General features: G+C 54.6%; 8 protein-coding genes and 1 tRNA gene. 3 read left to right on the forward strand and 6 right to left on the reverse strand.

Translation table 11 applies throughout. From position 1 onward, the window contains the following. Positions 1 to 20 precede the first annotated feature (20 nt). Together HMPREF2756_RS04745 and HMPREF2756_RS04750 are read left to right on the forward strand one after the other, a co-directional pair. On the forward strand, positions 21 to 1,001 hold the full coding sequence (locus tag HMPREF2756_RS04745; protein WP_246825843.1) for an alpha-1,2-fucosyltransferase: 981 nt from the start codon (positions 21 to 23) through the stop codon (positions 999 to 1,001). Positions 1,002 to 1,057: 56 nt separating this feature from the next. Continuing rightward, the gene (locus HMPREF2756_RS04750) at positions 1,058 to 2,137 is read left to right on the forward strand and encodes a glycosyltransferase family 2 protein (RefSeq protein WP_070618851.1); all 1,080 of its coding nucleotides are present in this window, start codon (positions 1,058 to 1,060) and stop codon (positions 2,135 to 2,137) included. An 87-nt stretch (positions 2,138 to 2,224) separates the two neighbouring features. Here HMPREF2756_RS04750 and HMPREF2756_RS04755 read toward each other — a convergent pair whose 3' ends face one another. From HMPREF2756_RS04755 to HMPREF2756_RS04765, 3 genes are read right to left on the reverse strand one after another with little or no spacing between them, the layout of a single operon-like run. Then, positions 2,225 to 4,042, reverse strand: a complete 1,818-nt coding sequence (locus tag HMPREF2756_RS04755; protein WP_070618854.1) for an ABC transporter ATP-binding protein — start codon at positions 4,040 to 4,042, stop codon at positions 2,225 to 2,227. A 7-nt stretch (positions 4,043 to 4,049) separates the two neighbouring features. Further along, positions 4,050 to 5,174, reverse strand: a complete 1,125-nt coding sequence (locus HMPREF2756_RS04760; protein WP_083301668.1) for an acyltransferase family protein — start codon at positions 5,172 to 5,174, stop codon at positions 4,050 to 4,052. Continuing rightward, positions 5,171 to 6,169, reverse strand: a complete 999-nt coding sequence (locus HMPREF2756_RS04765; protein ID WP_070618859.1) for a glycosyltransferase family 2 protein — start codon at positions 6,167 to 6,169, stop codon at positions 5,171 to 5,173. Before HMPREF2756_RS04765 ends, HMPREF2756_RS04760 begins: the two co-directional genes overlap by 4 nt. 344 nt (positions 6,170 to 6,513) lie before the next feature. Between HMPREF2756_RS04765 and HMPREF2756_RS04770 the strand changes: the two genes are divergently transcribed. Further along, positions 6,514 to 9,258, forward strand: a complete 2,745-nt coding sequence (locus tag HMPREF2756_RS04770; protein WP_070618862.1) for an arsenate reductase/protein-tyrosine-phosphatase family protein — start codon at positions 6,514 to 6,516, stop codon at positions 9,256 to 9,258. A 158-nt stretch (positions 9,259 to 9,416) separates the two neighbouring features. On the opposite strand, the gene HMPREF2756_RS04775 is transcribed toward HMPREF2756_RS04770, so the two are convergent. From HMPREF2756_RS04775 to HMPREF2756_RS04785, 3 genes are all read right to left on the reverse strand, one after another. Beyond that, on the reverse strand, positions 9,417 to 10,403 hold the full coding sequence (locus HMPREF2756_RS04775; RefSeq protein ID WP_048778555.1) for a ribose-phosphate diphosphokinase: 987 nt from the start codon (positions 10,401 to 10,403) through the stop codon (positions 9,417 to 9,419). Positions 10,404 to 10,442: 39 nt separating this feature from the next. Beyond that, entirely contained in the window at positions 10,443 to 11,885 is a 1,443-nt protein-coding gene (gene glmU, locus HMPREF2756_RS04780) for a bifunctional UDP-N-acetylglucosamine diphosphorylase/glucosamine-1-phosphate N-acetyltransferase GlmU (protein ID WP_070618865.1), read from the reverse strand. 58 nt (positions 11,886 to 11,943) lie between these two features. Continuing rightward, positions 11,944 to 12,014, reverse strand: a tRNA-Gln gene (locus HMPREF2756_RS04785). Positions 12,015 to 12,182: the final 168 nt, after the last annotated feature.

Below are 12,182 nucleotides of genomic sequence, written 5' to 3' on the forward strand. Positions count from 1 at the left end.
TAAATCCCAGGGAGTTATGTGTGAATCGTCGTTCTGAGTCTGAAGATAAAACCCGGTTAACAGAACTTGAGGGTATGCGCCCGCCGCATGTTGAAGCTTATTTTCGCGTGATGGGGTTTCTACGCCCCGGTATTGCACGGGTTTTGGATACAGTTCGCCACTCTCGCGAGAAAGTGTATATTGCGCCTCCTTTTTCTCGCGGCGGTAATTGGCTTTATCTGTTGGCGGCCGTTGATGCTGACCGTCGCGCCGATGCCGGGGATTTTTCATATATGCTCGATACTGCCGGTTTAGAACCTTGGCTTACAGAATTTCCTGCTTTGCAGGAACTCATGATGGATCCGAAAGATTTTAAGTTTTTACACCGGCGTTATTCTGGTCTTGATACCAATGTAGAAGATAGTTTTGCACCCGGTTCTCTTGAGATTTTCGCCCGTGAACGATTACTTTCTTCTGAGCATTTTAGGCAGCGCATTCTTACAGTAGGCAATATTGTAGGAAGTAATACGGTGGTGCTCAGTATTCGGCGCGGTGATTATTATTCTGTTCCCGCAATTCGGCAGCGTTACGGTATTAATACTGTGGCCTATGTACGTGAGGCCCTGGATCAGGTGCTTAAACGTATGAGTCCCAGTAATTTCGTGGTCACGAGTGATAATCCGCAGTGGTGCCGCGAAAACCTGAGTTTCCTCGAAGATATTGCCCCGGTGCTCTACGATAAGACCGGCGAGGGTATGTTCGCGGATTTAGCGGTTCTTGCGAAGGCGCGCTGGCTTATTCTTACGAACACTACGTTCGGGTACTGGGGCGCTTATATGGCGCAGGCGGATCACCCCGTTGAGGTGTACGTACCGAATGCCCACGAGTACGATGCGAAAACCCGCCAGCCTATCGTGGTGCCCGGAACTGTGCGTCCGCATCCGCATTTCTCCCGTTGGCATGCGGTTAAGCCGCCGCATGGGGGTACCTGGCTTCTGCCTGAAGAAGGCGATACCGCGTAAACCTCTATAATTCACTCTTTCACAACTCACTCATACTCAAGCACGGAAGATAACCCATGAACATCAAATTTCTCGCGCCGTTTAAATTTTCGCAGCGAATCGTATCTAACTCCCATAGTTTTTTCTCTGGACGCCTTGAAAAATCGCGCTTTAAACCCCGTTTTATAGACCCGGCGGTTCGCGGACTTCGCACTGGAAAACATCGGCTTTTTCTGGCGCAGCGCGATCTGCGTACCCGGCGTGAGGCACGTGCCCTGCTGAACACAGGAGATTTCAAAAACCGCTACCGGGCGCTAGAGAAAACCTTTGAGCTCCCTCCCCTGCCCACGACCAAGGGCGTGTGGGCGGTCGCGATGGTCAAGAATGAGTCGGATGTGCTCGAACGTTCCCTGCGGCACCTGCATGCCCAGGGGGTGGCGCGCATCCTGGTGGTCGATAACGGTTCAGATGACGGTACTTTTGAGCTTCTTCAGCGTCTTAGCCGCGAGCTTCCGCTAAGTGTTGGGCGTGACCGGGAGCCCGCCTACTATCAGTCCGAGAAAATGACCTATCTGACCCATCGTGCCCAGCGAGCCGGTGCCACCTGGGTGGTGCCTTTCGATGCGGACGAGTTCTGGTTCGGCGTTGAGGGTACGCTTGCCGAGGTTCTGTCCACCAGCAAAAATACCGTGGAAATCTCGCAGCTCTACAACCTGTTTCCTACGGCCTCGGGAGACCTGGTGCTCGATACAACCGCGCATTTTGACCCTAAGGTGTGCTTTAAATCCTGGCGGTCATCGGTCGTCACTATGGGTAATCATCGGGTGCTTCGGCCTGGGGCACAGGGCACCGATCGGGTGGTTATCTTACATTTGCCTTGGCGTTCGCGGCAGCAGCTGCAGCGCAAGCTCATGCAGGGGGCAAAGGCGCTTGAGCTCACCGATTTGCCGGAGGATTTGGGGTATCACTGGCGTAAAAATGGCGAGCTGAGCGAGAAACAGCTTGCCGATATTTGGTTGGATCTTATCGCGGGCAGGCCCATTCCCGTAAATCTTGCGTGGCAGCCGCGCGGAAGCCTCTACCCCCTAGGCAGCGATATACCGCAGGATGCGCACAGCCTTAAACCCTTCCTTGAAGCCCGGCCAGAGACCGCTTAGAAATAGCATCCACATAGACCTGTGCCCGCCTTCCCCAAGATTGGGAGGCGGGCACAATTTTAATGTTTTTCAGATCGATTCGCCCGACTACTCGGGAAGCTGCCCTAAACGCACCAGATTGGCGAACTCTTCATTCTGCTGCTGCACCTGCGTGAAGGTTCCCTGCGCGGCGATTTCACCCTGCGAAAGGTAAATCAGCTGGTCCACATTGCGCACCGTCGAGAGGCGATGCGCCACGATAATCACGGTAATATCCCGCGAGATACGCTCGATCGCCTGGGTAATCTTATGCTCGGTCTCGTTATCCAGGGCGCTGGTGGCCTCGTCCATTATGAGCACGCTGGGGTTGCGGTAGAGTGCACGGGCAATGCCTAGACGCTGGCGCTGACCGCCCGAAAGCCGAACAGCATTGTGCCCGATCATCGTCATCAGCCCGTTCTCCAGGGAATCCACAACTTCGGTAAGCTCAGCGACAGCTAAGCATTCACGCACCCGCGCCTCATCAATCTCATGCGGTTCAAGCCCGAAGGCAACCGCCTCCAGTACCGTAGAATCGGCGATGAAGACGTCTTGAGGCACATACCCGATGCGCTGAAACCACGCGGGTAGATCCTGCTCGATCGGCACCCCATTGCACAACACACGCCCCTGTTCGGTGCTGAAAAGCCCCAAAATTAAATCAACCAGGGTGGTTTTTCCCGACCCGGAGCCGCCCACGAAGGCGATCGACGTCCCCATGGGGATCTGCAGGTTAATGTTCTTCAGCACTGGCTGGTCGCCGTCGGGGTAGGTAAAGGAAAGGTTCTCCACCGTAATAGTGATGGGCTCAATCTCACGGTTTACATACTCGGTCTGAGTATCAGAGTCGGGAGCAGGCGGAAGGTCGAGCTTCTTTCCCTGTTCATCAAGCATCCCAATTTCGCGGACAAGCTCATCGCTGGGTTTCTCACCGGAACGAATATTACCTAGGGACGCCACAATGCGCGTGTAGTTCGGCAGAATACGGATGCATGCACCGGCGAAAAGGAGCAGATAGGGTGCGCTATCGACACCCTGGGTCATGCTCATGATCGCTAGAAGTGCGGCGATTCCGAGAATAAAAATAATTTCAAGGGTATACTTTGGAAGTTCTTGAAGGAAAACGTTCCGCATATTCGCATTCACCGAGTCCATGCGCTTGCTCTGGTACCGGTGTAGGTACCGTTCGGTCACACCGTGCATACGAATCTCGCGGAACCCAACCACAGCATCAAGCGCTGCATTCATCGAGCCGCGCGTAGCTTCCAGGATAATCTCGCCCTGCTCCTTATTTTTCCTTCGCAAAACGTATTGAAGCGCAAAGGCAGCCACGCCGAAGTAGGCAAAAGCGAAAAGCGCGGGAAGCGGCATAAGAACCAGCAGCATCACCATGAGCACCACGATGGAGAGTAAATCCCCGATAAAGCTCATGACACCATTTACGAAAGCGCTGTACGCCTGCCCCACAATGTCATTAACCGAGTTAAGCACCGCCGCTGCACCGCGCTTACGGTGAACCAGATAAGGCTCACGCATATAGCAGTTGAGCAGATTCACCGAGGTAATGCTCTGCTGGGTAGCAATAAACCCCAGACTCCAGCGCTTAATAACCAACGACAACACACCCTTGATGACAAAGGCGAGCACCAGTGCGACACCAAAAATCACGATAAGCTGCGTGCGGTCGGAGTTGCCGAAAAGTTCCGCGACAGTTCGCAAATACCCGGTAATAGGGGCGCCCATCGCCAGGTTAACGATAGGTAGAATAGCCGCCACACCCAGCATCTCGAAAAGAGACACCACGAAAAGCCCCAGAATATTGAGGATTAAAATATAAAATTTTCGTCCGGGAAAGAAGATTCTGAGTTTACGATAAATATTTTTCATAAAAACCTCACAGAGTGCGCGTGGATGCCTTGAGAATCATAATACGAGCAGGACGCTCCACCAGATGATGCGCAGCGATCGCTAAGAACACGCCAAGCGCCAACGACACCCCCATCAGGATGAGTCCCCTCACACCACCGGCCGCCGATGCACCCCAAGGCGCTGCGACAGCCCCAAAAATTACGAGCTCGTGTACTAAGTAGAACGCAAAGCTAACCTCGCCTAAATACACGAGAGAGCGGCGTATCCAATTCCCCGGCACCGGCTCACCAACCTGATGATGCGATTGCGCGCGCTGTATGTCGTGAAGCGCAAACATCCCAATCAGCAAGAACCATACCGGGTCAAGCACAAACCCGTTGATGGTCTGCGGCAAACTAACTTTAGAAACACCAGAAATCCCGGCTAAAGCAAGTGCTGTTACCACCCACAGTTGCCAGGTACGTATCCGTGGCATCGCTAAATCGCCGTCACGAACTTTAAGCGCCAGAAGTCCTAAGAGCATGCCTAGGGCGAACTCACCCGAACGAAGCAACGGGTTAGCGTACACCACAACATCGGCGTAATTAGAGGTAAGTGCTATAGCGCTCGTCACCGCCGCCGTCAGCAGGAACCAACCCGTCAAAACGGTATATCCCGCCTTCGGGGAGCGGCGGCTGAGCCAACCCAACACGAGCGGAGTACAGGCATAGAAAAAAGCCTCGCAGCCTAAAGACCAGCTCACCCCATTGACCGAAAAAATATAGTCCCAATTCGGCACCCAGGCGTGGAGCAGAACCAGGTTACTTAATGTAGCACCCGCAGATGGGGCTTCCTGAGTCAGGACGAGAATTGCCAAAGCAAGTGCAAAGAAGAAAAGGTGCAGCGGGTATACACGCGCAAATCGGCGCAGGTAGAATTTCTTGGCTCCGTCGGCGGGCTTATACGACCAGGTCAGCACGAAGCCCGAAAGCACGAAGAACAATGCGACTCCTACATATCCCACGGATGCGCTAGGAACCACATGCGCCCACCTCGTATGGTAGAAAAAGACGAATAGCGCAGCCGGACCCCGCAAAATTGTCAGGCTATCCAGCATAATGTACCTAGTACTAGGTACTCCTGCCATAACGGGTGTAGATTCTTTACTCATGATGAGCCCCCAGCATTACCTGAGGCATCAGAAGAGAATTTGTTTAAGGAACCGTCTTCGTTCCAGCTTCTCCACCGCAAAAATTTTCCGCGCGCCATAGGACCTTCAGCTCTGAACTGGATGCGCTCATCCGGCAGACCGTGAGAGATATTGGTCCATACCTCTTGAATCTCACTATCGCTGAGCTTACTGCCAGCAAGCCAATGCGGAGTGATCACTGTGGCGTCTCGGCCTGTGCTCACAGCGCTGGCGGCTCCTTGCCGAACTTTTCGCGCAATCTGAGCAGCCCCCCGATACTGCACATGCACGATCTCTAAGGAATGTTCATGAGCGCCTAAACGGCGTACTTCGTGGTTACCACGTACCACAACAGCAAAAGGATGGGCACGAAAGGCCACCTTTCCGGGGAAGGAATCTGCCGTATCCATCACAAGTTCCGTGTTGATAACATCACTCGGGTTCTCCGTGACAGGTACCGAATGATGGAATCCGGCATAAATTACCGAGCTTTGGCAGGTCTGTAAAAATTTTGCGAGCGTATCTGAAGGCGCATACCAAAATTCGTCTGCATCGAAAGGAATAACCCATCGTGCACCGTATCGCCAGGCCAGATGCGCTAACCACGTCATTTTCTCGGATTGTACATACGGAATGTAATTATCTTCAGCATAGATAATTCTAGAGTCGTGAGTTGATCTTTCACGAATATATTCCCGGGTACCATCATGCGAAAGATTATCCGCAATAAGCAGCCGATGTACTCCCTGTTGAAACATATGGTCAATAACAGAAGGCAAAATATCTATTTCATCTTTAACCATCGCAATACCCCATACTTCTGTACGGGGGCCTCGATAGTGTATAGATGGCGTGTTAAAAATGCGGATACCACGAATTGCGGCGTATTGATCTCGCCATTGTTGAGGGGTTTTACGAGCTTTGAGTGAATAGCTTAGCTGCCCCAGTTCAGTCCGCAGCGCGGGGAGGAATTTCATGAATTGTGCTTTCGTGAAACGGCTGGTGCCGATAAAAAATACACGTAAAATACGTATGTAGATTTTAGCATGCAGATCAGGGTTATTTTCAGACTATGCATATTTCTGCTTAATCTTTGCGGCGTATAAGACGTATTATGATACATAGTTTTTTCGCGAAAATTTATCCGCGTAAACACTACCGTCGTGTACTCTGCTTGTGCCTAACACAACATCAAGATACACGCTAGGAACCCTCCAAAGACTGACAAATTGTGTTCTACAGGTAAAATAATAGGTGAGTAGCCCTGCCCTGGAGGCAATTCAATGCGCTTCTGGAGCGTCCGAGACTCTGAAAGGTATCCATGGGAATTTTTAATATTCAGTCCCTCAGGGACAAATATCTGTCTGACTCTGGTGTACCTGCCGGGCAGGATAACGGTGAGTCCCCCTCCGCCGATACCGCTTCCGGACGCCGCCGAGCAGGGGGATCCTCAAGGTCTTCCCTTCAGGACGGGGTCGCACGTTTGAGCGCGCGACATGACCTGCCCCAACGTTCCGCACGCAGCGCCTCCCGTAGGTCACAGGACCTTCCCCAGGAAGTACGCTCGCTCGCGGCCCAAAAGAGGAAAGCTCGAGAGGACGAGTCCCGCTCCCAGGGGTTGCATCACACTGGACCGGTAACGTCCAGCATTAACATACGCGCGGCACGCGATGTTGCGGTCGCCGAAGCAGAGGAACGGCGCGCTGCTGAACGTGCCGCAGCTGAAAAACAGGCCGCAGAGAGGCGGGAGCAGCAGGCAGCCGATGCTCGCCGCCGTGCCGCAAGCATACTTTCTTCCGCCACGGGGGCACAGCGTTCCGTGAGCGGCAACCGTAAAAATTCTCAGGCGGCACCGCAGACGCAGTCAAGCCCGATGGTTCGGAAAACTAGGTCGATTAACATCGGCGAATTCCACGGCAAGATTTCAAAGCTTAAAAAGAAGCCAGAGCAGCAGATTACCAAGCCGACGACGAACAGCGCAGAGCTGGATCAAACGGTTCTCATGGATACCAACGATGTGCAGGCTGCGGCACAGCGTTACGCCAAACAGCATAAATCTCAGCAGCAGACTCCTCGCGTGGAAAATACTGCTGCGCGCACGAATTCTCCGCGCCCGAAGACCGCGCGGATACCCATAACCCAGCGTTCCACGTCGTCTCGTTCACAAGCATCCGGCGCAGCTGCGGCGCAGAACAAGCGCCCCAAGACCGGCGCAGCGCCGCAGAAGCCAGCTCAGGCGCGCACCGCATCCGCAAAAACAACCGGCGCAAAAAAGGCACGCCCCAAGAACTCAATTGCCAAGAACCCTGCAGCTCGGAATGCTGCCTTGAAGAATACGGTGCGCACCAACCTTGCGCGTCAAGCAAATGAGCAAATGGCGCAGCGCCAGCAGAGTCCTTCATCGGCGCAGCAGGACCAGAGCCAGCCCACCCAGCAGCGCGCCCAGGCACATCAACCGCAGCGAAGGACCCACCAACAGCCAAGGCCCGCTGAAGTAGCTTCGCGTTCCTCGGTGCAGTCTAAGCCGGTTCAGTCGCATCTTGCGCAGTCTAATCCCGGTTACTCTCCCGCCAAAATTGTTGCCGCGGCGCAGGCTCGCGCACGTCAAGATGCTCAGACTCATAAAAAGCCTGAAACTCCCCAGCAACAGACTCAACAGCAGAGCACGGCATCAGCATCTACAGCAGCAACTCATAACCCGTGGAACAGCATTCCCACACCCCAGAAAAAGTCTGCTGCCGCTAATCCGTGGAATAGCCTTCCTGCAACATCCAAGCAGACCCCGGAGGATATTCCAACGAGTCACAAGCAGAGTGAACCCTCTATCAGCGAGAAACTTGCGAACAAGCCCGAGTTCGCGGGCTTCGATATGGAGAAGCTTCTGCAGCCCGGGTATAAGCCGCAGACCCGTAAAGAGGCAATCGCCATCCGCCGCGCACAGGAAGAATTGAATCTTCACAGTGGAGAAAATCAGCAGTCTCAGACAGAGGACACGCAGCGCCAGGAAGATGAAGCAGCTCGGCGCGAACGCGAACGTGCGGAAGTTCACCGTCAACGTCTAGAGGCTCGCCGTCGCCGAGAGGAACAGGCTCAGCGCACGCGCGCTGAAGAATCCAATGCCGGACAGCAGAACGAGCAAACTCAGTCTGAACGAGAGCAGCGCGAGCAGAATCAGGCTCAGCTGGCTCGAAAACTTGCTCAGCGTGATAGTGCTCGTTCCACGTCTAACGAGAACACCCGCACAGAGCCCTCGCGGCCCGCTCACCAGACCTTGAAGGTGCGTGATGGCGCAAACAACGCGCTCTCTACTTCCGCCCAGGATGCGCAGGATACGGATACGCAGAGTGCCCAGCCAACAGCTCAGCCGGCGGGTTTCCGTTCGGCTCCTGCTCAGGCATCTGTGCATCCGACAGCTTCCGTCCGTCCCGTAAAACGCGCAGCATCCCATGCCTCTCCGTTTAAGCTTGCGCCGGGCGAAGTTCGCTCAGGCGTGGTGCGCAGGCGCAGGCTCGCTCCCAGGTTCCAGGGGCCTATGGAGGCGGTCTTCGTGTGCACCGGAAACGTAGCGCGCAGTGCGGCGGCAGAGATTATCGCAAGCCAGCTCTCCGAAGAATATGGTCTGACCGATGACTGGATTTTCACCAGCGCCGGAACTTCGGCACTTTCGGGCTCGCGCGTATACCGTTACGTGGGTAAACAGCTTGACGAGCGCGGCTACGATATTTCCGGGTACCGCGCTAAGCAACTCACCGAAGACATGGTGGAACGCGCTACCCTGCTCCTGGTGGCGGAAGCGGAACACGCCGATTGGATTATCCGCGAGTGGCCGCAGTACCACCACAAGGTTCATCTCATCAAGCAGGTAGCTAATCTGAGGCAAGAAGTCGGTTTTGAGACAGAACCGCTCTCATACCTGTACAGCCATAATCAGGCGCCCCGCACAAGCGATAACATTGGTGATCCGTACCGTCAGGGTAAAGAGGCGGCACGCATCGCGGTCGACGAGATTGAAAACTCGCTCTTCGAGATTCTGCCGTGGCTCTCGCAGGCACAGGTGCAGAACTAAAACAAGCAGATTATGAGGGGCATAGCCTTCTAGTAGTTAATATCCCCGTCTGAGAGCGCTAGCGTTTTCAGACGGGGACATTTTTCTCGGTCCAATAACATCACCCCGCGCAGGAACTGTCGAAGCTCGGCCACGGGGTGAATGCGATATATACGGTTTTAGGCGTGATCGTTGAAGATGTTGGTCACGGACCCTTCGTCGAAAACCTCACGGATAGCACGTGCAATCAGCGGAGCAATCGACAGAACCGTCAGATTATCGAAAGATTTCTCGGCAGGCACGGGCAGAGTGTTAGTGACAACCACTTCGGAGGCGCCGCATCCGGAAAGAATATCGACGGCTGCACCAGAAAATACGGGGTGGGTTGCCGCGATAATGACTTCTTTCGCGCCCTTATCCTTCAGAACCTTAACCGCGCCAGCAATGGTTCCACCGGTATCGATCATATCGTCGATCAGTACGCAGGAGCGCCCTTCAACGTCGCCCACAACGGTTTTCGAGACAGCATGATTCGGCACGTTAATATCGCGTGTCTTATGTACGAAGGCCAAAGGGGCACCACCGAGCAGGGCAGCCCAATGCTCAGCCACGCGTACACGACCGGTATCCGGGGAAACGACGGTCACGTTCTCGGGGTTCTCAACGCGCCCGCGAATATAATTCGCCAGAACTGGGATAGCAAAGAGATGGTCGAGCGGACCGTCAAAGAAACCCTGAATCTGCGAAGTATGCAGATCGACGCACATCAGGCGGTCCGCGCCAGCGGTCTTGTACAGATCGGCAATCAGACGAGCCGAAATAGGCTCACGTCCCTTATGCTTCTTATCCTGGCGGGCATAGGGGTAGAAAGGCGAAACTACGGTAATCGAACGGGCGGAGGCACGCTTGAGCGCATCAATCATAATGATCTGTTCCATCAGCCATTCGTTGATGGGTGCCGGGTGCGACTGAATCACGAAAGCATCGGCGCCGCGCACAGATTCCTCGAAGCGCACATAGGTCTCACCGTTGGCGAAGGTATACGCAGAGGTCGGCAGCAGGTCATGCCCCAGTTCAGCAGCGATTTCTTCGGCTAGTTCCGGATGCGCCCGCCCGGACACCACTGCCATTTTACGCATCCCAGGATTGGTAATCTCGCTAGACATGATTGTGTTCGCTTTCCTTGTGAACTCGGTGTGTGAAAACTACTCCTGCGCGGCCTCAGCAGCCTGTGCAGACTCGGTTCCTTCACGATTTTTTAAAACCCAGTCATCAATATTGCGCTGGGAAGTCTCAGAAATAGCGAGCGCGCCCGCCGGAACATCCTTGCGGATTAGGGCTCCCGCGCCGGAATATGCGCCATCCCCAACGGTAACGGGTGCCACGTAGATGCCGCCCGAGCCCATACGAGTATGCGCGCCGATAACGGTTCGGTTTTTGGTAACCCCGTTATAGTTGGCAAAAATGGATCCCGCACCAATATTGGCGCCTTCGCCGATTTCGGCATCCCCTACGTAGGTGAGGTGGGGTACCTTGGCGTCCTGTCCGATCTGTGAGTTCTTGGCTTCGCAGAAGGCCCCGAGTTTTGAGTTCGCGCCCAGAACGGTACCGGGGCGCAGGTATGAGAAGGGGCCTACGGTGGCGTTTTCGGCGATTGTTGCACCAAAACCGTGGCTGCGGATGACGGTTGCGCCGGTTTCGATAGTCATATCGGTCAGGGTTGTGTCCGGACCAATAGTTGCACCAGTGGCGACCTTTGTTGCTCCGTGCAGCTGCACGCCGGGCAGCAGAGTTGTATCGTTTTCAAGGGTAACGGTTACGTCGATCCAGGTGTTGTGGGGGTCCACGATAGTTACGCCGTTACGCATATGTTTTTCCAGGATGCGTTCGTTGAGTTTACGCCCAAGCTGCGCAAGCTGCACGCGGTCGTTCGCACCTTCAACCTCCCAGCGATCCTCAATAGCGAGGGCGGCGGTGCGGTGCCCCTTATCGCGGGCTATAGCGAGCACATCGGTAATGTATTTTTCGCCCTGCGCGTTGTCGGTCGTGACCTCTAGCAGAGCTTCGCGCAGAACCTTGGCGTCAAAAGCGTAGATACCCGAGTTGATTTCGGTAATCGCCAGCTCTTGGGGGGTTGCGTCTTTGGCCTCCACAATGGCGGTAACTTCGCCCGCTTGGTCGCGCACGATGCGCCCGTAGGCACCGGGCTCTTCGATATTGGTGGTGAGCACGGTAACGGCGTTGCGTCCCTCTTCGTGGAAGTCCATTAGCTCGCGCAGGGTTTCGGCACGAAGCAGGGGTACGTCGCCGTAGGTGACCAACACGGTACCATCAACGAGATCGGAATTATCGAGGGCATTAAGACCGACTTCAACGGCTCGACCGGTACCGGGAATGTCGTCCTGATCAACGATGGTGACCTGGGCATCAAAGTCAAGAATATGCTGGGCTACCTTATCACGCTGGTGCCGCACCACAACGGCTAGACGCTGAGGGTCTAGGTCTCGGGCGGCAGCTACGGCGTGTTCCACCATGGAACGGCCGCCTATCGCGTGCATAACTTTGGGGGTAGCAGATTTCATACGAGTGCCAGCTCCCGCAGCCAAAACAATAACAGCCGAAGGTGCCTTCCGATTTTCTGCGTTCACCTAGATGTCTCCTTGTTAGGTGTGGGATATAGCCGGAAGTCTACCCCCGAACTATTCGCTCCGCCACCAGGATTCGAACCTAGACAAACGGCTTCAAAGGCCGCTGTGCTGCCATTACACCATGGCGGATTATCCGCATGAACACCCGTCGGTTTGACGGACAAAGAAACGGATACTCTATAGTGTAGCAAAAATAGCAGCGTTCTCACACACGCCGCTCTGTGCCATCGGGAAGCCCTAATTTTTGCATTAACACGGTGCCTGTGGTGCCTCAGATACCCTGGGATTTATCTCTCA

The sequence above is a fragment of the Rothia sp. HMSC067H10 genome (assembly GCF_001810635.1).
Classification (GTDB): domain Bacteria; phylum Actinomycetota; class Actinomycetes; order Actinomycetales; family Micrococcaceae; genus Rothia; species Rothia dentocariosa.